A 25304-nucleotide genomic window follows, 5' to 3' on the forward strand; every position below is an offset into this window, starting at 1 on the left:
GCGGTTATTTTTTACTCTCCTTCCGCCTGATCTATCAATCCAGATGATATCCACCTTTGATGTGTTCGATTCGTCTCGAGCGCTTACGAGGATCAGACTATCACCATCAGCTCGACAAGAGCTTTCAACTATCAAGGGAAGGATATCTTCATGTCTCGCATTACTCGTCCCCATACGCTGGCCGCCCTCATTATTGCCGCCGCCCTGCCCACTGCCGCACTGGCCAATCCGATTGACGCCGGACAGGGTGAAAGTGCTGCCATGGCCGCTCATTTCGAACAGCAGAGCCAGGCTGTCAGCCTCAGCGACAACACACTGAGCGGCCCGCTTGCCGAGACCAGTGTCACGGCTCAGGTCGGTCAGGGGCAAAGCGCTGCCATGACCGAAACCTATCGCCAGAACACCCAGCCGCTGAATCTCGGTCGGGAATCGGTGGCCGACATGGAAGGGCATTATCAAAGTACCTCTGAGCGGGCTATCAAGTTCAGCGGCCACGGAGAAAGCGCTGCCATGGCCAGGACCTATCGCAATATCAGCGAGCCGCTCAAGGTCAGTGATCACACCGTGGCCTATCAGGATCTGTACCAGCAGGACGTTCTGCATGGCACACATGCCTGAAGCGATGTGATCACCCGATCATGATCGGGTCAGCGTTCTCTCGGGCCCGTTCGGTATTGCCGAACGGGCCCAAAAGTTTGCCTATTGAAAAAGAACTTCGGTCTGCCAGCGGCGGAGGCAACGCCTGGTGAGGCATGTCAGCTCGAAGGCCTTGAGCGCGCCGGTCGCTCGCGGGACTCGCCATCATCAGAACGATCACGAGCCAGGTTGTGGGCACTGTTGATCAATCCCACGTGGGAGAAGGCCTGCGGGAAGTTGCCCAGCAGACACTGTGCATCGGGATGGTACTCCTCGGAGAGCAGACCGAGATCGTTGCGCACCCCGCTCAGCCGGTCGAACAGTTCACGCGCTTCATCGCGCCGACCCAGCAGCAGCAGGTTATCGACCAGCCAGAAACCACAGACCAGAAAAGCGCCCTCCCCTCTGGTCAGATCTTCCTCTTTCTTATCCGTGACAAAGCGATAGACAAAGCCATCCTTCATCAGATCCTGCTGGATGGCTTCGATGGTGCCGACCATGCGCGGATCATCAGCGGGCAGAAAACCGACCAGCGGGATCAGCAGCAGCGAAGCATCAAGGGCCTCCCCGCCGTAGTACTGCACGAAGGTATTGCGCTCCCGGTTGAAACCATGTTCGCAGATATCGTCATGAATCTGCTGGCGTAGCGCCTTCCAGCGCGCCACGTCACCTTCCAGCCCATAATCCTCGACCCCCTTGATGGCACGATCGAATGCCACCCAGGCCATCACCCTGGAATGGGTGTAATGCCGCTCTGGTCCGCGCAGCTCCCACAGGCTCGCGCCGGTATCCTGCCAATGATCTTCGAGATACTCCACCAGCTGGCACTGCACCTGCCAGAGGTCCTCATCAGGATCGAGGTCGTGAATACGCCCGACATGCAGCCCATCCATGACCTCACCATGAATATCAAGCTGTACCTGACGATAGGCCCCGTTACCGATACGCACCGGAGTGCAGCCATTGAAGCCCGAAAGCCAGGACAGCTTTTGCTCGGGCAACCGTCGCTCACCGGCGATACCATAAATCGGCTGCAGCTTGCCGGGCTCGCCGGCGGCCACCCGCAGCAGCCACTGCCGCCAGGCGTAAGCCTCTTCCTTGTAGCCGGAAGCCAGCAGGGCATAGAGCGTGAAAGTGGCATCACGCAGCCAGGTATAGCGATAATCCCAGTTGGCCTCGCCGTGGATGCGCTCCGGCAGTGAGCAACTGGCCGCGCCCACCATGCCACCGGTCTGGGCATCGGTCAGCGCCTTCAGGGTGATCAGCGAGCGCACCACCGGTTCACGGAATTCATCATCTACATCACACCGGCTGGCCCAGTCACGCCACCACTGCTCGACCTCATCCATCGCCTGAAATGCATCGCCGACTTCCGGCTCATCCTTGTGGGATTCATACCAGGTCAGCACAAAGGGGACTCGCTCACCTTCGCTGACCGTAAAGGTGGCCCGGGAGTGGCCATCACCATCTTTCAACGCAAAGGGCGCCCACAGGCGCAGGGCATTCGGGCCGGAGATGGCCGACATACCCTGCTCGCCATGATGGACCAGCGGCGTGACATCGCCATAATCGAAACGAAACAGGGTATCGCACAGCATCTCCACACTGCCGCTGCGGCCCTCGACGACCCGCATCAGATCGATGGTGGTTTCCCCGTCCTGACACACCGGCATGAAATCGATGACCGCCACGCGCCCATCGGCGGTTTCAAACTCCGTTTCCAGCACCAGCGTCTCACCTCGATAGCGACGCGAGCGAGCGGTCACCTCGCCGGTCGGCACAATCTGCCAGTAACCGTTATCCCGGGTGCCCAGTAGTGAGGCACAGCAGGCATCGGAGTCGAAACGAGGCATACACAGCCATTCGATCGAGGCATCACGATCGATGAGCGCACTGGTACGCATATTGCCGATAAAGCCGTAATCCTCGATGCGCTTGTCAGTGGCCGCCATGCCGAATACTCCTTCAATAGTGAAGCGATCGATGCATTGAGTTGCATCCTGTTCATACCGAGCCACTGCAAATCTTCACCATGAAATACCTGCATGCCTCGGCGCTGCGGCTCGCTTCGCTTCTGAAACCGAAACGAATACCGAATCTACTGCTGGTATCCCTGCCACCCCGCTCTCCCGAATCGGCCCGCCCATGAGAAAACCATCTGTCATTTCACGGACGAAAAATTACATGCCGATACATCAGCCTTTAAAAGTGGTCAGTCGGCCCATTTTTCTCAACCAGTGGGTGGCGCCTTGCGGCTGAATTTTTTTCATTTCAACTCACGCGGAACCCTCAGCTTAAATGGGGTTTAAGTTTCACCCACTGTCTGGATCACCTGGTCAGGAGTGTACGCGCCGCTCTATGCGCTCCGGCGTTCCCCGACGCTACGGGCGAGCGGCATGCCTGTAGTCTTACCCATGAGGAAAGGAGTCCCCATGTCCGTCAGCAAGCGACAGGAAGTTGTCGTCATTACCGGCGCCGGTGCCGGTCTGGGTCGCGCCACCGCGCGAGAATTTGCCCGCCGCGGCGCCCATCTCGGGTTGATTTCACGCGATGAAACGCGCCTGGCGGCGGTGAAAAGCGAAGCCGAAGCCCTGGGCGCCCGCGTCGTCACCGTGGCCGCCGATGTCGCCGATGCCGCGCAGATCGAAGCGGCAGCCGATCGCATCGAGAGCGAGCTCGGCCCCCTCGATATCTGGGTCAATGACGCCATGACCACTGTCTTCTCGCCGCTGCATGCAATGACTGCCGAGGAGTTCAAGCGCGTCACCGAAGTCACCTATCTGGGCAATGTCAACGGCACCATGGCCGCGCTCAAACGAATGCGCCCTCGCGATCACGGCACCATCGTTCAGGTCGGTTCGGCGCTCGCCTACCGCCCTGTCCCCCTGCAGACTGCCTACTGCGGCGCCAAGCACGCCATCAAGGGCTATACGGAAGGATTGCGCTGCGAGCTGCTCAATGAGGGGAGCCGGGTGCACGTCACCATCGTCGAGATGCCGGGGCTCAATACGCCTCAGTTTGACTGGTGCCGCAGTCATCTCTCTCATCGTGCCCGTCCGGTGGCACCGGTTTATCAGCCTGAAGTCGGCGCCAGGGCCATCTACTGGGCAGCGCATCATCGCCGCCGTCAGCTCTACGTGGGCATTCCCTCGGTGCTGACCATCTGGGGCAACAAGCTGATGCCCGGTCTGATGGATCGCTATCTCGCTCGCAATGCCGTTAGTGGTCAGCAGACGGCGACTCGGGAAGATCCGGATCGCGCCGACAACCTTTGGCAACCGGTACCCGGTGACAAGGGTGCACATGGTCGCTTCAACCGCGAATCACACGCCAGCAGCGCCCAGCTGTGGGCGGCGACCCATCGGCGTGAAATCGGTCTGGTGGCCGGTGCGGCAGTGGTACTGGGCGCGGTACTCGGCAGCACCGGTCGCGCACGCCGCCGCCGTGTGTCGCGACGCTGAACCGATAGCTCGTCGGTCGGTCACCGATTCGCCCAATGCCGGAAGACAGTATGCTGCATGCACGGTTATGCTGAAGATCACTTCCGACAGGAGCGAGCGCAGTGAGAGAACGAGACGTTGATTGCTGGCTGACCGACATGGACGGCGTGCTGGTGCACGAAAACAAGGCGTTGCCCGGAGCTGCGGAACTGATCGAACAGTGGCGCACTCAGGGCAAGCCCTTTCTGGTACTGACCAACAATTCCATCTATACCCCGCGCGATCTCAGCGCCCGGCTGGGTCGCAGCGGTATCGAAGTCCCCGAGGACCGCATCTGGACCTCGGCACTGGCTACCGCCACCTTTCTGCGTGATCAGTCACCCAATGGCTCGGCTTTTGTCATCGGCGAGGCCGGTATCACCACTGCCATGCACGAGGCCGGCTTCGTGATGACCGATGTGGCACCGGATTTTGTCGTGCTGGGCGAAACCCGCACCTACTCCTTCGAGGCGATTACCCGGGCGATCCGACTGATCAATGACGGTGCTCGCTTCATCGCCACCAATCCCGATGTCACCAGCCCCAGCGCCGATGGTCCGCTACCGGCGACGGGTGCCGTGGCAGCGCTGATCACCAGCGCGACCCGGCGCGAGCCCTATGTCATCGGCAAACCCAATCCGATGATGTTCCGCTCCGCCATGAACCGGCTGGGCGCACATTCCGAGCGTACCGGCATGATCGGTGATCGCATGGATACGGATGTGGTGGCCGGCATCGAAGCGGGGCTGCATACCGTGCTGGTACTGTCCGGCATTGCCGATCGCGCCGAGGTCGAGCGCTACCCCTTCCGGCCCAAGGAAATTCTGGATTCAGTGGCCGATCTGCTCGATGACTCCGGTAGCAGTAAAGGCAAAAATGACGGTCAGAGCCGAAAGGCTGCTTCAGGTGAGTCGAAGTCCGGCAAAAACGAGAAGTAGTCCATGATGGTCGGGTCCGGGATTAACGGGCCCGACATCCGCGTCGGCTCGGATGCTTTGGGATAATAGGTGGTATGCCACAGCGCGGTCTGCACTGAAGTCAATTTGAAAAATCTGACGTTGTGATGACACTCCCGAGTCACCAAAGTTCACGGATAGGCATGATTCAGCTAGGATAGTGAAACCCTGCACCTGGCGCTCCATCAACGGGCGGCAGGAAAAAGAAGCAGCGGCCGAACGCCCCCGGACCTGCCTGTCTGAAGCGTTGGCCGCTGCAAGGGTTTTGCATCACTCCCGATGCATGGACTTCCTGTCCGACACACTTCCCTGTGCGCCATAGCCTCGGCTTCCTGCCAGGCATCATGCGGCACTTCCCGTGCCTTGCCGACAATTCCTGTCGAAGAACAGCTCTCCCTGCTGCCTCATGGCGATCCCTGCCATGAATACCAATGATACGACAGTATGCCTCGTTCAATAATTAATGAATGTTATTAGTGAGAGTGAAGTTTTTTCATTGCGAACATCATTTTTAAATCAAACCTTTCCGCCAAGGCCAACAATCTCATACAAAACCGGCATCAATGTTTAATACTGTTAATAACAGTAACCAATATTACCTGATGATGCCGCATCCAACCTGCACACACACTCGTTAAGCCATCCGCCAGCCCCTGGCCAGCCGGTACCAGGCGGGATCATCAGGCCAGCAGCAGCGTTTTGACCTATCTACTCAGCCCGCCATCTGCTATTGCCTACCATGATAAAATCGATGATTGAACAACGGCAAATAACTGCATCTCCCTCAGCAATGCCAATAATGGCTTCTGATTTAAAAGCTGACTGTAGAATTTCCTTTTTATTATAACTTCATGACAAATTATTCTATTTTTTCACCACCCTGTTGCGGCACGGGCACAATACCTGCCTGACCGGAATGGTGGCTCGGTCACTTCATGCGAATATCCTTTTATCTGGCCTGTCTGACCACGTACGACACCGCAACACTATTCGCAAAAATCGAATATCAACAGCCTTTTTTTGCGCTGGCATTCGTTCGAATCGGTTGGAATGATAAGCCTCATGATTCCGGCATTAATGGCCGGCTATAGACAGGAGCACCTTCATGATAACCCTGCGTCCCGCTGAAGAACGTGGTCATGCCGATCATGGCTGGCTCGAGAGCTACCACTCGTTTTCATTCGCCAATTACCATGACCCCGAACACATGCAATTCAGTGTGTTGCGTGTCATCAACGAGGATCGCGTCGCGCCGGGAGGCGGGTTCGGCCTGCACGGTCATCGCGACATGGAAATCTTCTCCTATGTCCTCTCAGGCGAACTCGCCCACCGCGATACCCTGGGCAATGGCTCGGCGATCGGCCCGGGACGCGTACAGCTGATGACTACTGGCACCGGCGTTCAGCACAGTGAGTACAATCACTCTGAAAGCGAACCGGTACACTTTCTGCAGATCTGGCTGTTTCCACGTGAGCGCGGCCTGACACCACGCTACAGCGAGGCCGATTTTTCTCCGGCGGACAAACGTGGCCGCCTTTGCCCGATCGTTTCTTTTGATGGTCGTGAGGGCTCGCTGATCCTGCAACAGGATGCCGTGGTCTACGCCACCCTGCTTGATGGCGACGAAACGGTAACGCACAAACTCGCTACCGGCCGGCAAGGCTATGTCCACGTGATTCGCGGACAGGTCAGCGTCAATGGGCAGCCGCTCGCGGGTGGCGACGCCCTGATGCTCAGTGACGAGCCGAATATTCGACTGATGGCCGGTGAGGACGCCGAAGTACTGGTGTTCGATCTGCCCTGAGTGCATGGTCCGATCCATCAGCGGCGATCATTCCGTGATCGCCGCTTTTCCCGGCACAGACGGGGCAAACCAACGCTACTGAACCAAAGCGCAATCGCACCTGACGCTTTTTACCGCCATGCTGGCCGTTCATTTTTTGCGGAACGACACCAGTGAAGAACGCCGGCCTGCTCAATGCCCCGCTGAACGCCCTGATCGCCGAACTCGGCCATACCGATACTCTGGTCATCGCCGATGCCGGGCTGCCCATCCCGCTCCATGTGCCCCGAATCGATCTGGCCATCACACCCGGCTTTCCCGATTTCCGTGGTGTCCTCGACGCCGTGCTCGCCGAACTCTGCATTGAAGGTGCCACTCTCGCCGAGGAGATCACTACGCATAATGCGGCGTTGGAGAAGCAGATTCATCATCGTCTCAACCAGCTCATGCCGGCAGCCATTGCCCCTGCATATCTCTCCCACGAGCACTTCAAGGCTCGCTTGCAGAAGGTACGCGGCGTGGTACGCACCGGCGAATGTACGCCCTATGCCAATATCCTGTTGCACTGCGGCGTGCCCTTTTGAAACATTGCCGGTCACATCCACTTGTATATCCCCGACATTGACCGCCACCCGACAGCCTTCAGGTAATTTCATGACCACCCGCTTTCGCCTGCACAATTATGGCTCGATCAACATCGACCACGTTTATCGCGTACCTCATCTGGTGCGCCCCGGCGAGACCCTCGCCAGTCGGGAATATCGCCCGGTACTGGGGGGCAAGGGGGCCAACCAGAGTCTGGCGATGGCGCGCGCCGGTGGTGATGTTACCCACTGGGGCAGACTCGGGGAGAGCGACCGCTGGGCGCTGGCCCCTCTTCGGGAGGCCGGTGTCAGCAGCGAACAGATCGAGCTCATCGAGGGGCCCAGCGGCCATACCGTGATCCAGGTCGATGATGAAGGGGAGAACGCCATCGTATTATTCGGTGGCGCCAATCAGGGGTTCGACGCCACACGGCTGGATACCCTGTTTGCCACCACAACACCGGGTGACTGGCTGCTGTTGCAAAATGAGTGCAACGACACCGCCACCGTGATCGAGCACGCCCTCGAGGCCGGGCTGCATGTGGCTTTCAATCCTGCCCCCATGGTCGAGGCCATTCGCCAACTGCCACTGGAACGATTGGCCCTGTTGTTTCTCAACCGGGTAGAAGCGGCCACGCTGGCCGAATGCGACGAGAAAGCACCCACCGAGCAACTGATCCAGGCACTGACCGAGCGCTACCCCGGCCCGGATATCGTGCTCACTCTGGGTCGCGACGGCGCCCACTTCCTGCCGGGCAGAGCCAGCAATGAGAGTGTCCTTTTCGAGCCGGCCCTGAAAGTCAGGGCGGTTGATACCACCGGCGCCGGCGACACCTTCATCGGCTACTTTCTTGCGGCCCTGCAGGCCAATCGTACCATCAGCGAGTGTCTGGCCCGCGCCAGCGCCGCGGCCGCACTTGGCGTCCAGCGCTCCGGCGCGGCCGACAGCATTCCGCTCAAGGAAGAGGTCGAACGCCTGTTGGCCGAATCGTCATGAAAACGGCCGCCCCGAAGGGCGGCCGCTCTCTCTGACAAGCGCTGGTGGCATTACTGAGCGTTCTTCGGCTTATCGGGATCGGCACCTGCCAGACAGTTCACTGTCTCGCCGCCCTGATCGTTGATCTGATCGCCACTCGGCCGGCGCTCGCCGGTTACCAGGCGGGTATACGCTGCCAGCCCATCGACCATGGTACGCCCGAGCTGCATGGCGTCATTGGCCCGGGTGGTCGAATAGAAAGTCAGCAGCGATTCGGCGCGCTCACGCTTGCCCTGCCTGATCAGTGTGCGGGCCGAATCCTCTACCCAGCCGATATCGTTGAAGCTCTGCTGCTCGAAACCGCGCAGCATACGCTGCACCATCGGCCGGTAAATATCAGGCTTCTCACACATGTAATACATCACCTGCTTGAAGCGACGCCCGGCGAAATCGCTGGCTTCCTGGAGTTCATGGTCGGGATTGAGAAAGTGCGAACCTGCCCCCTTGGTGAGATAACGGTGCTGGGCAAAGGAGAGCGGCACCTGCTGTACTCCCAGCCACCAGGGAATATAGGGTGCGGCTACCGAACCGGTGGGCGCCACCCAGATGCGCACCATGTCGGGATCAATGCCTTTTTCAAGTGTCACGACCTGACCGTAGCCGGCCTCGTCGTCGGAAATCCGATAGTCACGGACCCGCTCGATCATGTCCTGCTCGCTGACTGGTGCCATCTCCCGAGTGGCCTTTTCCAGCTCAGCCTGGGTCATGTACTTGTAACCACCGGTACGGGCCTTCGTATCCTGCCGACCATAGACCTGAAAGACATTGAAGGGCTGCCCACTGTCAGGGTCGAACCAGCCCTGCTGTTCGGCAAACGAGATCAGGTTCTTCGATCCCATGTAGTCAGGGTTATTACGATAATCCTGTGGAAAATCCTGAATGTAGCCGGGATAGAGGACACGCACATCATCCGGTCCCAGTCGTTCGGCGGCCCACAATCCTTGCCCCCCGGGAAATTCCCAGACGACCCAGGCTTCATTGGGGTCAGCGATCAGATGGGTGTTGCCGCCATAGGTGGCATAACCATATCTCGCGATCAGATCGCCGATCAGCTCGACCCCTTCCCGAGCCGTTTTTGCCCGCTCCAGCACCAGTCGCGCCAGGTCGCTGTACTGCACGCCCCGTTGCGGCGTGGGTGTCATGTCGATCAGCTCCTTGCGCGCTGTCGCCCAGACATCGCGCACGGCTACCTGATGTTCGTTGACGCCGCCATTGGTCAGCGGTGCCGGAAAGCCCTCGTAGTCCGAATAGGACATCGAGAGATAGCGATACGTATGGCGGACCTGAGGAATCTCGATCAGCCGGCCTGGTATCCAGGCCGCCTCGGTCACGCCCACCTTGAGCGTTTCATCGGGCTTGTGATCAGCACCAGGCACGATCTCCAGCCAGTGACTGGAGACTTCTTCGCCGGTACCACCGACCAGCACCCCGCCGCTTTCGGTGAGATTTTTACCCACATAAAAGGCATGGCTGGCCCAGCCCGACGGGCTGAGCGTCATCAGTGCGGTCGCCAGAGCGGCGATGAGCGGTTGTCGTTTCATGAGTTCCCTTGTTTTTACTGATCAGGAACCCTGCAGTATAGATAAATAATTACTGTTATTTATCCTTGAAACAAATATCCATAACCGGGAATTAAGAAACTCACCCCGACAACCGTTTCTCACGGCCATACAACAGCAGCAACAGGATGATGATCACACCGAAGACGATGTTCTTGCCCGCCTGCTGAATCTGGATCGTCGATAGCACCGACTGCAGCAGCACCACAATCAGCGAACCGGAAATGGAGCCCAGATACCCCCCGGCCCCGCCCATGATGTTGGTGCCGCCGATGATCACCGCGGCAATCGGCACCAGCAGATAGTCATTGCCCATGCCGAGATAGGTTTGCGAGGAGTAGCCGGTCAGCAGGATACCGGCGATGGCCGCACATAACCCGGAAGTAGCGAAAGCACCGAGATAGACCCGACGGCTGTCTACACCGGAGAGAAACAGCGCGGCCTCGTTATTGCCGGTGGCATAGAGATAGCGTCCGAAGCGCGAGCGGTGCAGCACCAGCAGCGCAATCCCGCCGAGCACGATCCACAACAGCAGCGGCACCGGCATGCCGGCCAGTGTGCCCGAGCCCAGGGTGCGCACCAGCGACGGAATCTCGACCTTGGGTGGCTGGGCGTGGGTGTAAACCAGCGTCACCCCCTCCAGAAAGGCATTCATGCCCAACGTCCAGACCAGCGAATGAATACGAAAGATCGCCGTACCGATACAGTTGAACATGCCCACCAGCGTACCGCTGAGCAGTGCCGCCCCCATGGCCACCGGAGTGCTGTAACCCTGGGAGCACAGCGTGGCCATGAGAATCGCCGAAAAGGTCAGATTCCATGGGACCGACAGATCAATCTGGCCGGTGATGATCACCATGGTCTGGCCGATGGCAATGATGCCGATGAAGGCACCGATCTGCAGCAGATTGCGCACATTGGCCCACGAGGCATAGTGCGGGTTGATCAGTGCCGCCACCACGAAAAGCACGATCAACAGTACATAGGAGATCACCACACCCTGACGCAGCCAGGCGGGAACGGTCGGCCATTGCCGGGTACCGGTCAGTGCCATCGCTTAGCTCCTCAATACATGTAGCCAGTTGCGGGTACGCAGCCGCCACAGATTGGCCACGCTCAGCACGACCACCAGAATCGCGCCCTGCAGCAGGTTCTGATAGAAGGGTGAAATACCGGTAGCAAACAGCACGCTGATCAACAGCGACAGGAAATAGGCACCGAACAGCGGCCCCAGCGCCACACCGCGCCCGCCCCCCAGGACAGCGCCGCCGAACACCACGGCAGCCACCGAATTGAGCGTGTAGGTGGTGCCGATGGTGGCATCCCCCGAGGTGGTCTGAGCCGTCAGAAAGAGCCCGGCACAGGCGGCCAGTAATCCGCCGGCGGTATAGGCCCACATGGTCGTGCGCTGGACATTGATGCCCGAGACCCGGGCTCCTTCGCGATTGTCACCGATGGCCTGGATGGCCCGCCCCAGCCGTGAACGCCTCAGGGGCAGCCAGACCAGTATGATCACCGCCAGCAGAAACAGCAGCGCAAAGGGCAGATAGCCCCAGCTGCCGGTCAGGGCATTGGCAAACCAGCCCGGCACCTCGCCGCCGGGCTGTGGGCGTACCATCAGCCCCACGCCGGTGTAGATGTAAAGCGTGGCCAGGGTCACGATGATCGGCTGGATGCGCCCGTAGGCAACGATCACGCCATTGAGCCAGCCTGCCAGCGTTCCCGCTGCCAGACTGAGCAGCAGTACCCCCACTGCACCGGCCGGATGAGTGCCCATATAGGTCGCGGCAATGGCATTGGTCAGCGCGACGATCGCGCCCACCGAAAGATCCACGCCCCCGGTCAGCACCACGATCAACTGCGCCAGCGTGGCGATGGCCAGGGTGGTGCCCTGATTGACCGACAGGGTCACCCCGAACGGCGAGAGAATCAGCGGCTGCTGCCAGGCGAAATATCCGAACAGCACGATCAGGCCCACGATGGCTGTCAGTGAACTGCGATAGCGCTCGCCAATCATGGGCGTTCCTCCTGCCGCGATGACTCGTCACCCGTCTCAGCATCCTGTCCGCCCAGCGAGGCCGCCAGAATGGCATTTTCACTGATCGCCTCACCTTCCAGTTCACATGTGATGCGGTGATCGTTCATCACCAGCACCCGATGGCAGAGCCCCACCAGCTCGGAAAGTTCGGTGGTATAGAGCAGCACCGTTTTGCCGGCACCGGCCAGCTCCTCGATCAGGGCGTAGAAGGCGCGCTTGGTTCCCACATCCACACCCCGAGTGGGGTCGTAGAAGAGAAAGATGTCACCGCCGGCCTCGAGCCATTTGGCGATCACTACCTTCTGCTGGTTCCCACCACTGAGCGCATGCACCGGCAGCTCCATGCTGGCAGCGCGAATTTCCATGCGCTGCATGCCACGTTCGGCAGTGGCGCGTTCGCGCCGGCGCTCGACCCAGCCCAGCCGGGTCAGTCCGCCCAGACTCGCCATGACAATGTTCTCGCGCAGTGAGAGTGGCTGTAGCAGCCCCTCGGTCTTGCGATCCTCGGGGATCAGTGCAAAGCCGGCACGGGTCGCCCGCCACGGGGTCCCCAGCCGCACACTTCTGCCATGAACCCGGACCTGCCCTGTCATCCGACGCAACATGCCGAACAGCGCCAGCAGCAGATCGCCCTGCCCCTGACCTTCCAGCCCGGCAATACCCAGCACCTCGCCGGCACGAGCTGAAAAGGATACATCGCGCAGTATCTCACCGGCCCCCAGCCCTTCGACCTGCAATACCGTGGGCGCATCGGCGGCCAGCTCGGCGCGCGGCGGGAAGGACTGCTCGATCCGCTCACCCAGCATCATCTCGATCAGACGCCCCTCATCCATCTCGCGTGCTTCCACGGTGCCCACGTTGCGACCGTTGCGAAACACGGTCAGACGGTCAGCCAGTTCGCGCACTTCTGCCATGCGATGCGAGATGAACAGGATCGAGCGGCCCTCGTCACGCAGCCGATTGAGTAGTGCAAACAGTCGCCGGACCTCCTCATGACCCAGTGCCGAAGTGCCTTCATCGACAATCAGGATGCGTGGATCATGAGAAAGTGCCTTGACGATTTCGACCAGCTGGCGATCGGCCAGGGGAAGACGGGTCACCAGACGGGTCGGGGGGATATGGCGGATATCGAGCCGCTCGAACAGGGCACGCACCCGCTCGTTGAGCGCCCGGCTGCGAATCTGCCCCAGCCGGCCGACCGGCTCATGGGCCAGCATGATGTTCTCGGCCACACTCAGGTGCGGACACAGCGAGAGTTCCTGAAAGACCGCCGCGATACCGGCACTGGCGGCCTCAAGCGGATTATGCAACCTGACCGTCCGGCCCTCCACGCGCAGCTCGCCCTCATCCGGCAGTTGCACACCGCAGAGAATCTTGACCAGGGTACTCTTGCCGGCACCATTGGCACCCAGCAGTACATGAATCTCGCCCCGCCGACAGCTGAAATCAGCGCCATCGAGCGCCGTGGTGCCACCGAAACGCCTGGTGATGCCAACCGCCTCCAGTGACAGTGCGGCCTCATCCGGCGCCGTGCCGGAAGGCGTCTGTCTTGTTGATGCCGAGGTCTGCATGCTTCACACGCTCCTGTCGAGGTCCCGGCCAGCAGCCGGGAACCCCGTGCTTCAGATCTGCTGATTCAGAATGGCCTGGGCATCGAAGTTGAGATCGCAGGCCGGAATGCTGATGGCGGCATAGAAGCTGTCCGGCACGTTGCTGAAGTAGTTCACTCCCTCCTTGAGATTGGCACTGGCTACCTCGTTGAAAGGCACACTGATCGCCTGCGGCATCTGCTCACCCTGCAGCATCTGGAGTGCCACCTTGATCGACATCGCCGACAGGGCCGCCGACTGGCCGATCGAGAGAATGGGGAAGCCATCCTGCGCGGCCTGCTGGCGGAAGCCGTTGACCCCCTCGCCGCCAATGGGCGGCACCTTCGCCCCGGCCTGCTTGAAGGCCCGCACAATGCCGCTCTCGCCACCTTCACTCCATACCGCGTCGAAACCCGAGCTCGACGCCAGGGCATCCGCCGTCACCTTCTGGGCCGTACCGTTGTCCCAGTTACCGTACACATCGGTAGTACGAATCTGCGGATGCTTGTCGAAAACCGAGCGGCCCCCCTTGTAGCGTTCGTTGTCGACGAAGGTCCCGGCCACACCACGGACCATCAGAACATTGCCGCTATCGCCGATCTGCTTGACGATGAACTCGGCCCAGCGCCGTCCCATCTCGAACTGGTCCTGGTTGACGGTCACGGCCTTCGGGGTGGTTACCACGTTGTCGAATGACACCACCAGAATGCCGGCATTGACGGCGCGATCGATGGTGGAATTGAGTCCGGTGGGGCTGGCGGCATTGAGCACGATGGCGTCTACACCGCTGAGAATCATCTGATTGATCTGGGCAATCTGAGCGTTGACGTCATTACCGGCGCTGGAAATGGTCAGCTTTTTGATCAGTGGTTTGACCGCATCGCGCTCACTGTAGAGGCGCGCAATCTTGACCATCTCGCTGCGCCACTCATTGCCGATGTAGGAATTGCTCAGGGCGATGTTATAAGGCGGGTTCTTCTTCGGCCAGGAGATCATCCTTGTCTGATCGTCCCACGGTCGAAAACAGCTGGCATCCGTCTCTGCCCATGCCAGCGATCCAATCGAACCCATGAGCCAGCTGGCTCCGATGGTCCCTGCTGCCCCCACCAGGAAGTCTCTCCGACGCATGATGATCCCCCTTGTTCCGGCCGTTGGCTTCCCACAGGTGGTTGGTGCTATCAGGAAAGCCCTCTTTCTTCTCTACTGCACGGATCAGGGTTGCACCAGTCATCCATATGTCGAACAAACCATGGTTTATGGCTGCAAAAGACGCCGAAACCATACGTAGATGATTGATTTCCTGAAGGATCGCTTTTCAACACCGCTGACGCTCGGCCTTGCGCTCATTACCGGAAAGTCGAGGTTGAAGAGAAGTAAAATGATACGACCCTGCCTCGATCCCGGCAGATGAGACCCATTACGGCACCGGGTCATCGCACCGCATACCAACAGGCGTATCCGGATGGCTTCCCCCGGAACCTGCAGAATGCGACGATCACATTCCCCCTGCCCTTTCCGGAGTCGTCATGAAACTGCTGGTGCTCAACGGTCCCAATCTCAACCTGCTCGGACAACGTGAACCCGATCTCTACGGTCATGAAACGCTGGCCGACATTGAAAACACCCTGCGCCGGCAAGCGCTCGACAACGGCATCGAGATCGATTTCCTGCAGACCAACCACGAAGGGGAACTGATCGAGCGCATTCATGCTGCCCGGCAGGAGAGTGACGCCATCATCATCAATCCGGCTGCCTGGTCGCATACCTCAGTGGCCCTGCTGGATGCACTGAACGCTTTTGAAGGTCAGGTCGTGGAAGTGCATCTCTCCAACATCCACAAGCGCGAGGCGTTTCGTCATCACTCTTACATCTCCGCCCGCGCCGATGGCGTCATCGCGGGGCTGGGCAGTTTCGGCTACCAGGCAGCGATGGAATTTCTGCTGCGATAGCGGTTATCGCCCCCGAATCGCGACTGAAGTCGCTCCTACACGGATCGGCCCGGTGAATGTGGCAAAACCAGAACCGGCTCCGGTAATCGGTCATCCCCCGGCAGCCTCCCCCGGTCTCCGCTGGCCAATGGTGTTGCAGGAGCGACTTCAGTCGAACTCACCCTGCAGCCGATGTGAGCCTGGGGTGCCGTAGGAGCGACTTCAGTCGCGATGGCTTTCTTCTCGGCTGTATTGCCACAACACTGATCGTTATCTACTCGCCCACAAGCTTGATCGGCTCACACCGCGACAGCCGCCCCGGGTGGCTGTCGTTTCTCTATCACCCCGAGCGATGCTTCATCCACACCGCGCCAAGTACCGAGAGCGCACAGCCGCCGGCCAGATAGATGGCCACCGGGACCCAACTGCCACCGGCCAGATCCACCAGCGCTGCAGCGATAAACGGCGTGAAGCCACCGCCGACCACACTCGCCACCTGATAACCCACCCCGGCGCCGCTGTAGCGATAGGCAGTACCGAACAGCTCAGCGAAGATCGGCTGCTGCACGCAGACCACCATATCGTGTGCCAGGTTGGCGAGCATGACGGCAAACAGCACGATCCATAACACCGAGCGCGCTTCCAGGGCCAGAAAGAACGGGAAGGCCGCCAGCACGCCGATACAGGCACCGGTGAGATAGACCCGGCGGCGACCGAAACGATCCGCCAGCCACGCAAAGCAGGGGATCGTCACGCAGCTGATCGCGCCCACCAGCAGACCGATGTTGAGAAACAGCTCACGCGACAGCCCCAGATTGACCGTCGAATAGCTCAGCGCAAAGGTGGTCACGATATACATGGTGAACAGCTCCGCCAGGCGCATGGCGATAATCACCACGAACGCCTGAGGATGGCGACGTAGCGCCTCGAGCACCGGTGGCCGGGCCGGCTTCTCCCGCTGCTGCGCTGCCTTGATAAACTCCGGCGACTCCTCGAGCCGGGTACGGATCAGCAGCGCTATTCCGACCAGCACCAGACTGAACAGGAATGGCAGCCGCCAGCCCCAGCTCTCAAAGGCGGCGTCACTGAGCAGATGACTGAGCAGCGACACACTGCCGGTCGCCAGGATCAGCCCCACGCCGTAGCCCACCTGTACACCGCTGCTGTAGAAGGCCCGCCGGCCGGCGGGGGCGCTCTCCACCGCCATCAGCGCTGCACCACCCCACTCACCACCCACGGCAAAGCCCTGAATGGCACGCAACAGCACCAGTGCCACAGGGGCCCACAGCCCAATGGCGTCATAGGTGGGCAGTACGCCGATCAACGCCGTGGCAACGCCCATCATCATCACGGTAAGCATCAGCATTCGCTTGCGACCGAGGCGGTCACCAAAGTGACCGAACACGACGCCGCCCAGCGGGCGAAACAGGAAGCCCACGCCGAAGGTCGCCAGCGACGCCAGGGTACCGGCCGCAGGACTGACATTGGGAAAGAACTGCGAATGAAAGATCAGTGCGGCCACGATGCCGTAGAGCAGGAAGTCATACCAGTCCACGACCGCCCCAATGAAACTGCCCAGCGCCGCCCGGCGCGCCTGACGGGTTGGCGACAGGCACACCCCGGTGGATACTTCTGCACTCACGTTCACATCATCCTTTCGGCCGTTTTATGCTCAACTTCGCATGTGCGAAGAGCGGCAACCATGCCATCGGCACTGGTCGGCGTCCATCAGGGAGCACCGGGATCGCAAAAGGCAACAGGCCCCGCTCGCCAGGATGACCACAGTGATCAGCGTCACTACGCTCCTCGAGGACTACAGGGCGCACCTATAACGTACACAGGAGTCGACATGACCCAATGGCAGGCCCTGCGCGGCGAGCTGCTCGGCTTTCATCGCGATCCCGGCGACAGCGAACAGCCCCGCGCCAACTCGCTCACTCACTACCCCGATGGCGTGGTACTGATCCGCGACGGCGTGATCGAGGCTGTCGATCATTACGCCGCGATGGCACCCCATCTCGATCACACGGTAGCTATCGCACACTATCCGGGTCAGTTGATCATGCCGGGGTTCATCGACCCGCACCTGCACTTCAGCCAGCTCGACATCATTGCCTCACATGGGCGCCAGCTGATCGACTGGCTCAACACCTATACCTTTCCCGAGGAGATCCGCCTCAACGACCGCGATTATGCCGAGGCACTGGCAGAGGGGTTTATCCAGCAGCTGCTGGCGCACGGCACCACCACGGCACTGGCCTTCTGCACCAGTCATCCGAACTCGGTGAATGCGCTGTTCGAACGGGCCGAGCGCGAACGGATGCGACTGATCGCTGGCAAGGTGATGATGGATCGCAACGCCCCTGAGGCGCTGTGCGACACGGTCGACAGCAGCATACGCGATAGCCGTGCGCTGATGCGCCACTGGCACGGTCGCGGCCGGCTGGAGTACGCCGTCACCCCACGCTTTGCACCGACCTCGACCCCGGAGCAGCTTACCGCAGCCGGAAGGTTATGGCGGGAAGATCCGGGGATGGTGATGCAGACCCACCTGTGCGAAAACCGCGCCGAAATCGAGTGGGTGGCCGAACTCTATCCCGAAGCGAAGGATTATCTTGACGTCTATCAGCGTGCCGGACTGCTGGGACCACGCAGCGTGTTCGCCCACGCCATTCACATCGACGATGACATGCGTACCCGGCTGCGCGACGGTGGCGGCGCAATTGCCTTTTGTCCCAGCTCCAACACCTTTCTCGGCAGCGGCCTGTTCGATCGCCGCGCTGCACGAGCGGCCGGCGTGCCGGTAGGGCTCGCCACCGATATCGGTGCCGGCACCAGCCTATCGCAACTGACCACGCTCTCGGATGCCTACAAGGTCTGTCAGCTACAGGGCGATGCCCTTACGCCCTGGCAGGCCTTTGATGCGCTGACCCGCGGCAATGCGCAGATGCTGGGACTGGCGGATCGCATCGGGCGGCTGGCCCCCGGTCTGGAGGCCGATCTGGTGGTGCTCGACCCCGCCTCGACACCGCTCATGGCGCGCAAGCAGGCGCATGGGCCAACGCTGGCCGAGAAGCTCTTCAATCTGATGATGCTGGGCGACGATCGCACCATCCGCGCCACCTGGGTCATGGGTCGGCTGGCGTATGAACGGGCATAAGATGCGGGAATTTCGTGGCTGAAGCCGCCTATCGCGACTGAAGTCGCTCCTACAGCCCCTTGGAACATATCGAATGCAGGGGTGAATTCGACTGTGATCGCAGCTGAGCCCGATCCTGCAACCCCACTGGAGTGGATTCAATGGTAATCGCCACTGAAGTCGCTCCTACAACCCCCCTGGAGCAACCAGATACCCGGGAAATTGGACCGGCAGGTTATCGTGGCTGAACCATGCTCATCCCTATGCCGGGCCAACGCATGTAGGAGCGACTTCAGTCGCGATTCGGGAGGCGGCGGCCATCAGATGGCAGGTCGAATCATCCATGATCAGGCCGCACGGACATCGTGGTTGACCGGAGGTTGTCCTTTCCACCGAGGGAACAAGTGCAGGAGCGACTTCAGTCGCGATTGTCACAAGAAGGAAATCCTACCGATCAGCTGCCGCGATAGACACTGTACGCCCACGGCGTTATCAGCAGCCCCACGTGAGCACACTGCCCATGGGTCAGCGTTATCGTGACCGGCACCCGATCCAGAAAGGGAGAGTCCACGCCCCGGGCAAGAAAATAGTCGCGCACATGAAAACGCAGCGTATAGTGCCCGCCTTCGCCCGCTTCGAGCAGCGGCGCGGCCAGCCCGCCGGAGGTATCGGTCACGGCATGTGCACAGGGTGTAGTCGCCTCATGCGCGAACAGATCGATGTGCAGTCCGGCTGCCGGCAGGCCACCGTGCTGATCGAGCACATGCGTGGTCAGGGTCGCCATGATGGCCACCTCTCTGTAGTCGGTTACACTCATCGGCGAACATGATCACGTCCGTGAGCGTGCCAGACCCCATCAACAGAGGGAAGATACCCTTCGACTGGCGCCTGCACGAACAGTGCCCTTTTTCAACCTGCAGGAGAGCCCCATGCACGATGAACGCCTCTCCAGTCCGGCGGTGGCGCGCAATCGCGAACCCCTGCGCGAAGTGCTGGCTCGCGTACTGCCAACCTCCGCACGAGTACTGGAAATCGCCAGTGGCAGCGGCGAGCATGCCTGCTACTTCACCACCCGGCTACCGGGTCTGATCTGGCAGCCCACCGATCCCGATCCACAGGCGCTGGCCTCGATCCAGGCATGGCGCGCCGATCAACCGGGTGTGGATAACCCGGGTGCTGTGGACAACGCCGCGAGCCACCTGCTGGCACCGCTTAAGCTGGATGTCACTCAGCGCCCCTGGCCGGACACAGTGGGCAAGATCGACGCCCTGGTCTGCATCAACATGATCCACATCGCCCCGTGGGCCGCGGCCCAGGCACTGTTCGCCGAAGCGGGCGAGCGCCTGCCACAGCACGGACCACTGGTGCTTTACGGTCCCTTCCGGCGCCATGGGGAGCATACCGCGCCGAGCAATACAGCGTTCGATCACAGCCTGCAGGCGCGTGACTCCCGCTGGGGCATTCGCGATCTGGAGAGCGACGTCGTACCGCTGGCCGAACAACATGGCCTGACACTCGACGAAGTGATCATCATGCCAGCCAATAATCTGAGCGTGGTGCTGCGCCGGCGCTGACCCGAAGCAGAGGATCAGTCCTCCGGATGACGCCGACGCTGCTGCTCACCCTCGGCGCGGGTCTGCTCTACACAGGATTTCGACACCAGACCATGCTGATGGGCATGCTCGGCCAGGGTCGCACTGTCCTCGGCGAGCGTCAGGGTACAGTCGGAGCGCGATACCTCATCGGCCAGCTCCCGAATGGCATCGCTGCGCCGGCCATCCCGGCTGACATCGCGAATGTAGATATTGCTGATCCGCCCCGGATGATCACGCACAATCTGGGCATAGACTTCCGGATCATGCTGACCACTGTCACCGATCAACACGAACGGCATGTCCTCATAAAGTGACAGCATCTTTTCGATCAGCGTCTGCTTGTGATCCTCGGCCTTCTGCGGCATCGGATGTTGCAGGGTCAGGCCCCATTCGCGCAGAAACAGGACCGGCCCCACCGGAATACGGTTGATCTGGAAGAAGGTCTCGAGCACCTCATAGATGCTCCAGGGACCTCGGGAAACGTAGAGCATTGGCCGCTGACGCTGGCCGTCTGCACCTTCGTGCAGTCCCTGATAGAAGCTCGCCACACCGGGAAAGGCCGTGCGCCGCTCGGCCTTCTCGAAGAACAGCCGATAGAACATGGTCAGCTTGTTGGCGACCCCGGTGTGCATCACGGTGTCATCGATATCGCTGATGACTACCCGGTCAACATCCGGCGGTGGCACATAAATATCGGTACTGGCCGTGGCCCCCGCCGTCGCGCGGGCGCGTCGGCTGCCGGGGTCCCCACTGCCGGTCAGTAGCCGAAAATCGGCCTGATGCCAGACACGATCGGCCGGCAGTGGTTCATCCAGTTCAATGTTGGCATGAAAATACCCGTAGCGATCGGTCGTCACGACACAGCGGGTATCATTGACCCGAATTTCGACTTCGACATCGTGAATGCCCCAGCGAATGCTGCGTCGCACCAGATCGACCAGATCACTCATCAGGGAATCCTGGCGAGTGGGCAAATTAAGGCCGGGCTGTCGAAATACCCGGCCAATCAGAAAGACTTCGGTACGTGAGCCATAGCCACGATAGGAGTGGATGACGCGCCCGCCATGGGCGCGCTCCGATTTCATCGGGCGCACGGCCACCTTCAGCAGCCGGCGCAATCCACGCTTCATGGCACGGGACATGGTGTCGATTCCGGAAAGCAGCATGCAGCCTGCGAGAGTTGGTCAATATGCAACGAGCTGACGATAAACGTAGTCGTTTGCTGCGCTGACTGCATGATGAATCCGTGTTACCGGACTACTGGTTACCGGATGCCTGATTGCCGCGCCCCCGGCCACCACGACGCCGACGCCGTGCCGGACGCTCGCCTTCCTTGCGTGGCGACTGCTCGTTGCGCTCACGACCGCCCTGTCCCCGGGAACGCTGCTGACGCTGACCGCCAGCGGGGCGGGCATTGCGCCGCTGGCCGGGAGGCCCGGGATCCTCGGTCTGACCGCCAGCGCTGGACAGTTCTTCCTGTACCGCCCGGGCATCGAAGTTTTTGCTTTCGTGCACGGGTACCGGCTTGCCGATCAGTCGTTCGATACCCTTGAGCTGATCACGTTCATCCGGCGCCACCAGTGACATCGCGCTGCCACTGGCACCGGCACGGCCGGTGCGGCCGATGCGGTGAACATAGTCCGCCGGCACATTCGGCAGTTCGAAGTTGATGACGTGGGGCAGATGGGCAATATCGATGCCACGGGCCGCGACATCGGTGGCCACCAGGATGCGCACTTCGCCCGACTTGAAGCCGTTGAGCGCCGAAGTACGCGCATTCTGGCTCTTGTTGCCATGAATCGCCGCCGCGGTAATACCGGCCTTCTGCAGGTTCTTTGTCACCCGATTGGCCATGTGCTTGGTCGCCGTGAAGACCAGCGCCTGCTCGAGCTGTTGCTGCCGGATCAGGTGCACCAGCAACGCGGTCTTCGAAGGCTTGTCGATCTTGTAGACCGACTGGTCGACTGTTTCGGCCGCCGTATTGCGCGGCGCCACATCAATGCTGACCGGCTGATCGAGCAGCTTGTCCGCCAGCTGGCGAATTTCGCTGGAGAAGGTCGCCGAGAACAGCAGGGTCTGACGCTGCTGCGGCACCAGTTTGAGAATCTTGCGAATGTCGTGAATGAAGCCCATATCGAGCATGCGATCGGCTTCATCAAGCACCAGCGTCTCGACCTGATCGAGGCGCACAGCCTTCTGGGAGACCAGATCCAGCAGCCGTCCCGGACAGGCCACAAGGATATCGACCCCTTCACGCAGGCGATTGATCTGCGGGTTGATCTTCACGCCGCCATAGACGACGTCGCTCTCCAGCCGAGGCGACAGGGCAGCGCCATATTTTTCCACGGATTCGTGGACCTGAGCGGCCAGTTCACGGGTCGGCGTCAGGATCAGGGCCCGCACCGCGCGCCGGCCAGTGACCGGTTGACGGGACAGCCGCTGCAGGATCGGCAGTGTGAATCCGGCGGTCTTGCCGGTGCCGGTCTGGGCAGCGGCGAGCACGTCGCGCCCTTCAAGACAGGCGGGAATGGCCTTCGCCTGAATGGGGGAAGGGGTATGGTAGCCGGCAGCCTCGACGGCACGCAGCAGCTCGGGCGCCAGCCCGAGTTCGGAAAAGGACATCAGTGAGCTTCTCGCAGCAGTCGGGAAGCCGAATGGCGCCTCTTCGCCGGCGCCCTGCGGTCACGGACTGCATGGGGGATTCGAAAGGACGGGGGCGAGGGCACTGTGACGACAATGGCATTGACTGCCCGGCCTCACCCCGTGCGAAGAGGTCGCTAACATAGGGCATTCCGGAGGCGATTACCAGCACCAATGCCCTGCGCTGTTCATGATCAGCGCCAGATGATCTCCAGCGTCTCTCCGGAAGCCATGCGCTGCAGATGCTCGGCCACCACGCCCTGCATGCGTTCGAGTTCATCCTCGCCGGCGTGCACGGTGACCACCAGCTGCTCGGCATGCGCGCTCATGGAACACTGCGACGCGCCGAAATCGATATGGCCGTGCGTCTCGTCATACTCGACCTCAAAACGATGCGACCAGTGCTTGCAGAGTCGGTTGATCAGACGACTGCCAGACTCGGTCGTCATGATGGCGGTAGCATCAGCCATGGTCATTCTCCGGAAGTTAAAACAGGGAGTATCCCATACTCCAGTGCCCCTCGTCCGAGGCTAACAGATGACCGATCATTCATGACCGACACTGTGCTGTCGCCTTATCAGCCATGGCACCAGAATCAGCAACACGATCAGACTGATGCCCCATCCCAGCAGAGTCGGCCAAAGCGGTCTGACCACACGGGCCATGAGCCGATGCTCCCCGGCCGCTACGTCGACCGTCAACAGACCCTGCCCATTGTGACCATATGCGATCCGCTGGCCATCGATATAGAGATGCCAGAACGGGAAAGCATAGCGTGCCAGCGTATAACTACACTGCGTCTCGCCACGAGTAGTGGCCTCGAGCACGCCATGAATCATGCTCGTCACTCTGGCATGACAGCCCTCAGACGCCCTGATATCCCACGCCGGACGCTGTGACGCATGCTCGATGACCCTGCTTTCGGTATGCGGATTGAGATATTCCGGGTAGCCCGCAAAGCCCTGCTCATGACGACTCAGCACCTCTGTTGTGGGTGCATGGAGATCGGGATTGCCAGCACCGTCATGGTGACTTGCCTGGAAATTCAGCAGCCCGACCCCGGCGTAGAACATGACGTAGGCCAGCACAATAAACCCATGCAGCAGGCGGCTGCGAAACAGGGTGAACGCCACCACCGGCAATGTCAGCGACACGAAGAAATAGAAGCGAAACCAGAAGCCCACCATATCAGCCACGGGCAACTGCCCGAACAGCCATACTGCACCGGGCAATTGTACGACGATCGCCACTACGCCGAGAGCTGCCATGATCTCTAGACGCTGATCCAGCTGGCGCCGCCGCAGGCCAAGTGCCAGCAGGAACACCACCATGGCTACACTGGAGATGACCAGCGCCAGCATGTTACGGCCGATCAATGAAGGCACATCCAGCAGTGTCATGTGCGAAAAGCCTGTCGGCCCTACCGCCGAAGGCGAGATGGTCGACTCGGCCAGTATCGCCGGCACCAGATACCAGGCGATCGCCAGCACGGACAGAACATAGCCCATCAGATAGTGTTTCAGCAGCGTCAGCGAGCTATCCCGCAGACAGCAGTAAAGCGTTACCGCACCCAACAGATAGGTCGAGGCGATCGCCATCGGCATATTGGTCAGCCACATCAGTGCGGCCATGCCGGCAAAGCGTAACACCCCATGGATATCCGCACGCTGTCGCATGGTGACAAAGCATGACAGCAACAGCGGAATCAGTGCACTCGCCATCATTTCCGCCATGGCATAGCGCACGATACCACTGTTGAGCATACCGAAACCGAGTGCCACCAACAGTGCCACGACCTGTCGACGGCTTCTGTCGAGCGACGCCGGCGTCAAGTGCCAGGTCGTCAGCGCACACACCCCGGTCAACAGCCAGATCATGGCCCCCGGCAACAGCACCGGCGGCAATACCCAGGACAATACCCCACCCACCATCAGGGAAAGCGGTGGATAAAAAAGATAGCGTGGCTCACCCAGCCCGAAGTTGGCCAGACTGCTCCAGATCGGCAGCAGATTGCCCTGCGCCATTGACTGCCCGTACTCCTGCCAGCTGGTGAAGTGAAAAATGAAGTCGTACTGTTCCCACGAGTAACCCAACAGGACGAGGGGAATGATCGCCAGCAGTGCGCCTCCGGCAAAGCCAGGCCATGGCACCTTGGACATGGGAGGATCCTTGCAATAGATCTTGCGAATGGTTTTTCACGGTCGAGGGGATCCGGACGAATGGATGCGGCATGCCTGCCCCCACCAAACCGTTTTGCCACTATCGGTTTATTCCCGATGCTTCTGTACCGATTGTCGAACATGGCATAACGAGACCGGACTGTCAGACTGACCAGGGCACCC

Annotated in this window: 21 protein-coding genes; 9 read left to right on the forward strand and 12 right to left on the reverse strand. The window is 60.4% G+C overall.

Features of this window, described 5'->3' with window-relative positions:
* Positions 1-150: 150 nt before the first annotated feature.
* The gene (locus tag FY550_RS15925) at positions 151-618 is read left to right on the forward strand and encodes a hypothetical protein (protein ID WP_149054659.1); all 468 of its coding nucleotides are present in this window, start codon (positions 151-153) and stop codon (positions 616-618) included.
* 137 nt (positions 619-755) lie between these two features.
* Here FY550_RS15925 and FY550_RS15930 read toward each other — a convergent pair whose 3' ends face one another.
* Positions 756-2588, reverse strand: coding sequence for a glycoside hydrolase family 15 protein (locus FY550_RS15930; RefSeq protein ID WP_070979915.1), 1833 nt, complete (start codon positions 2586-2588; stop codon positions 756-758).
* Between the two features lie 480 nt (positions 2589-3068).
* Between FY550_RS15930 and FY550_RS15935 the strand changes: the two genes are divergently transcribed.
* The 5 genes from FY550_RS15935 to FY550_RS15955 all read left to right on the forward strand — a co-directional run bounded on the left by FY550_RS15935 (position 3069) and on the right by FY550_RS15955 (position 8435).
* Complete coding sequence (locus FY550_RS15935; protein ID WP_070979917.1) at positions 3069-4097, forward strand: SDR family oxidoreductase; 1029 nt, start codon at positions 3069-3071, stop codon at positions 4095-4097.
* 101 nt (positions 4098-4198) lie between these two features.
* Positions 4199-5053, forward strand: coding sequence for an HAD-IIA family hydrolase (locus tag FY550_RS15940; RefSeq protein ID WP_233350227.1), 855 nt, complete (start codon positions 4199-4201; stop codon positions 5051-5053).
* Positions 5054-6176: 1123 nt separating this feature from the next.
* Positions 6177-6875 (forward strand): pirin family protein, encoded by a 699-nt coding sequence (locus FY550_RS15945; protein ID WP_070979920.1) that lies wholly within the window; start codon positions 6177-6179, stop codon positions 6873-6875.
* A 152-nt stretch (positions 6876-7027) separates the two neighbouring features.
* On the forward strand, positions 7028-7438 hold the full coding sequence (gene rbsD / locus FY550_RS15950; protein WP_070979922.1) for a D-ribose pyranase: 411 nt from the start codon (positions 7028-7030) through the stop codon (positions 7436-7438).
* A 70-nt stretch (positions 7439-7508) separates the two neighbouring features.
* Entirely contained in the window at positions 7509-8435 is a 927-nt protein-coding gene (locus FY550_RS15955) for a ribokinase (protein WP_070979924.1), read from the forward strand.
* Positions 8436-8485: 50 nt separating this feature from the next.
* Here FY550_RS15955 and FY550_RS15960 read toward each other — a convergent pair whose 3' ends face one another.
* The 5 genes from FY550_RS15960 to FY550_RS15980 form a co-directional block, all read right to left on the reverse strand.
* Positions 8486-10015 (reverse strand): C69 family dipeptidase, encoded by a 1530-nt coding sequence (locus FY550_RS15960; RefSeq protein WP_070979927.1) that lies wholly within the window; start codon positions 10013-10015, stop codon positions 8486-8488.
* Between the two features lie 100 nt (positions 10016-10115).
* Positions 10116-11087, reverse strand: coding sequence for an ABC transporter permease (locus tag FY550_RS15965; RefSeq protein WP_070979930.1), 972 nt, complete (start codon positions 11085-11087; stop codon positions 10116-10118).
* Positions 11088-11090: 3 nt separating this feature from the next.
* On the reverse strand, positions 11091-12050 hold the full coding sequence (locus FY550_RS15970) for an ABC transporter permease (protein ID WP_070979932.1): 960 nt from the start codon (positions 12048-12050) through the stop codon (positions 11091-11093).
* The gene (locus FY550_RS15975) at positions 12047-13642 is read right to left on the reverse strand and encodes a sugar ABC transporter ATP-binding protein (protein WP_084388197.1); all 1596 of its coding nucleotides are present in this window, start codon (positions 13640-13642) and stop codon (positions 12047-12049) included. The genes FY550_RS15970 and FY550_RS15975 overlap by 4 nt, the downstream gene beginning before the upstream one ends.
* 51 nt (positions 13643-13693) lie before the next feature.
* Entirely contained in the window at positions 13694-14731 is a 1038-nt protein-coding gene (locus FY550_RS15980; protein ID WP_168169342.1) for a sugar ABC transporter substrate-binding protein, read from the reverse strand.
* A 455-nt stretch (positions 14732-15186) separates the two neighbouring features.
* On the opposite strand from FY550_RS15980, the gene aroQ reads away from it, so the two are divergent.
* Positions 15187-15609, forward strand: a complete 423-nt coding sequence (gene aroQ / locus FY550_RS15985; RefSeq protein ID WP_149054660.1) for a type II 3-dehydroquinate dehydratase — start codon at positions 15187-15189, stop codon at positions 15607-15609.
* 319 nt (positions 15610-15928) lie between these two features.
* Here the strand turns inward: aroQ and shiA are convergent, their stop codons facing one another.
* Positions 15929-17230 (reverse strand): shikimate transporter, encoded by a 1302-nt coding sequence (shiA, locus tag FY550_RS15990; protein ID WP_199287822.1) that lies wholly within the window; start codon positions 17228-17230, stop codon positions 15929-15931.
* A 207-nt stretch (positions 17231-17437) separates the two neighbouring features.
* Here shiA and guaD point away from each other — a divergent pair, with 207 nt between their 5' ends.
* On the forward strand, positions 17438-18748 hold the full coding sequence (guaD, locus tag FY550_RS15995) for a guanine deaminase (RefSeq protein WP_149054661.1): 1311 nt from the start codon (positions 17438-17440) through the stop codon (positions 18746-18748).
* Positions 18749-19181: 433 nt separating this feature from the next.
* On the opposite strand, the gene FY550_RS16000 is transcribed toward guaD, so the two are convergent.
* Positions 19182-19544 carry a hydroxyisourate hydrolase gene (locus FY550_RS16000; protein ID WP_233350228.1) on the reverse strand — a complete coding sequence of 121 codons (363 nt, stop codon included), beginning with the start codon at positions 19542-19544 and terminating at the stop codon, positions 19182-19184.
* 112 nt (positions 19545-19656) lie between these two features.
* Here FY550_RS16000 and FY550_RS16005 point away from each other — a divergent pair, with 112 nt between their 5' ends.
* Entirely contained in the window at positions 19657-20301 is a 645-nt protein-coding gene (locus tag FY550_RS16005) for a DUF938 domain-containing protein (RefSeq protein ID WP_070979941.1), read from the forward strand.
* A gap of 14 nt (positions 20302-20315) precedes the next feature.
* Here FY550_RS16005 and FY550_RS16010 read toward each other — a convergent pair whose 3' ends face one another.
* From FY550_RS16010 to FY550_RS16025, 4 genes are all read right to left on the reverse strand, one after another.
* Positions 20316-21488: an App1 family protein gene (locus tag FY550_RS16010; protein ID WP_233350229.1), complete on the reverse strand. Its 1173-nt coding sequence runs from the start codon at positions 21486-21488 to the stop codon at positions 20316-20318.
* Positions 21489-21579: 91 nt separating this feature from the next.
* Positions 21580-22944 carry a DEAD/DEAH box helicase gene (locus FY550_RS16015; protein ID WP_070979946.1) on the reverse strand — a complete coding sequence of 455 codons (1365 nt, stop codon included), beginning with the start codon at positions 22942-22944 and terminating at the stop codon, positions 21580-21582.
* A 212-nt stretch (positions 22945-23156) separates the two neighbouring features.
* Positions 23157-23432 carry a DUF2218 domain-containing protein gene (locus FY550_RS16020; protein ID WP_070979948.1) on the reverse strand — a complete coding sequence of 92 codons (276 nt, stop codon included), beginning with the start codon at positions 23430-23432 and terminating at the stop codon, positions 23157-23159.
* A gap of 75 nt (positions 23433-23507) precedes the next feature.
* Positions 23508-25121, reverse strand: a complete 1614-nt coding sequence (locus FY550_RS16025) for a glycosyltransferase family protein (RefSeq protein WP_149054662.1) — start codon at positions 25119-25121, stop codon at positions 23508-23510.
* Between the last annotated feature and the right edge of the window lie 183 nt (positions 25122-25304).

Origin of the sequence: Kushneria phosphatilytica (assembly GCF_008247605.1) — a bacterium.
GTDB classification, from domain to species: domain Bacteria; phylum Pseudomonadota; class Gammaproteobacteria; order Pseudomonadales; family Halomonadaceae; genus Kushneria; species Kushneria phosphatilytica.

What these genes read in the sequence shown, in the direction of transcription:
- FY550_RS15925 (WP_149054659.1), top strand. Translation starts at nt 151, where the DNA reads ATGTCTCGCATTACTCGTCCCCATACGCTGGCCGCCCTCATTATTGCC.
- FY550_RS15930 (WP_070979915.1), bottom strand. Translation starts at nt 2,588, where the DNA reads ATGGCGGCCACTGACAAGCGCATCGAGGATTACGGCTTTATCGGCAAT.
- FY550_RS15935 (WP_070979917.1), top strand. Translation starts at nt 3,069, where the DNA reads ATGTCCGTCAGCAAGCGACAGGAAGTTGTCGTCATTACCGGCGCCGGT.
- FY550_RS15945 (WP_070979920.1), top strand. Translation starts at nt 6,177, where the DNA reads ATGATAACCCTGCGTCCCGCTGAAGAACGTGGTCATGCCGATCATGGC.
- FY550_RS15955 (WP_070979924.1), top strand. Translation starts at nt 7,509, where the DNA reads ATGACCACCCGCTTTCGCCTGCACAATTATGGCTCGATCAACATCGAC.
- FY550_RS15960 (WP_070979927.1), bottom strand. Translation starts at nt 10,015, where the DNA reads ATGAAACGACAACCGCTCATCGCCGCTCTGGCGACCGCACTGATGACG.
- FY550_RS15965 (WP_070979930.1), bottom strand. Translation starts at nt 11,087, where the DNA reads ATGGCACTGACCGGTACCCGGCAATGGCCGACCGTTCCCGCCTGGCTG.
- FY550_RS15970 (WP_070979932.1), bottom strand. Translation starts at nt 12,050, where the DNA reads ATGATTGGCGAGCGCTATCGCAGTTCACTGACAGCCATCGTGGGCCTG.
- FY550_RS15975 (WP_084388197.1), bottom strand. Translation starts at nt 13,642, where the DNA reads ATGCAGACCTCGGCATCAACAAGACAGACGCCTTCCGGCACGGCGCCG.
- FY550_RS15980 (WP_168169342.1), bottom strand. Translation starts at nt 14,731, where the DNA reads ATGGGTTCGATTGGATCGCTGGCATGGGCAGAGACGGATGCCAGCTGT.
- aroQ (WP_149054660.1), top strand. Translation starts at nt 15,187, where the DNA reads ATGAAACTGCTGGTGCTCAACGGTCCCAATCTCAACCTGCTCGGACAA.
- guaD (WP_149054661.1), top strand. Translation starts at nt 17,438, where the DNA reads ATGACCCAATGGCAGGCCCTGCGCGGCGAGCTGCTCGGCTTTCATCGC.
- FY550_RS16000 (WP_233350228.1), bottom strand. Translation starts at nt 19,544, where the DNA reads ATGAGTGTAACCGACTACAGAGAGGTGGCCATCATGGCGACCCTGACC.
- FY550_RS16005 (WP_070979941.1), top strand. Translation starts at nt 19,657, where the DNA reads ATGCACGATGAACGCCTCTCCAGTCCGGCGGTGGCGCGCAATCGCGAA.
- FY550_RS16010 (WP_233350229.1), bottom strand. Translation starts at nt 21,488, where the DNA reads ATGCTGCTTTCCGGAATCGACACCATGTCCCGTGCCATGAAGCGTGGA.
- FY550_RS16015 (WP_070979946.1), bottom strand. Translation starts at nt 22,944, where the DNA reads ATGTCCTTTTCCGAACTCGGGCTGGCGCCCGAGCTGCTGCGTGCCGTC.
- FY550_RS16020 (WP_070979948.1), bottom strand. Translation starts at nt 23,432, where the DNA reads ATGGCTGATGCTACCGCCATCATGACGACCGAGTCTGGCAGTCGTCTG.
- FY550_RS16025 (WP_149054662.1), bottom strand. Translation starts at nt 25,121, where the DNA reads ATGTCCAAGGTGCCATGGCCTGGCTTTGCCGGAGGCGCACTGCTGGCG.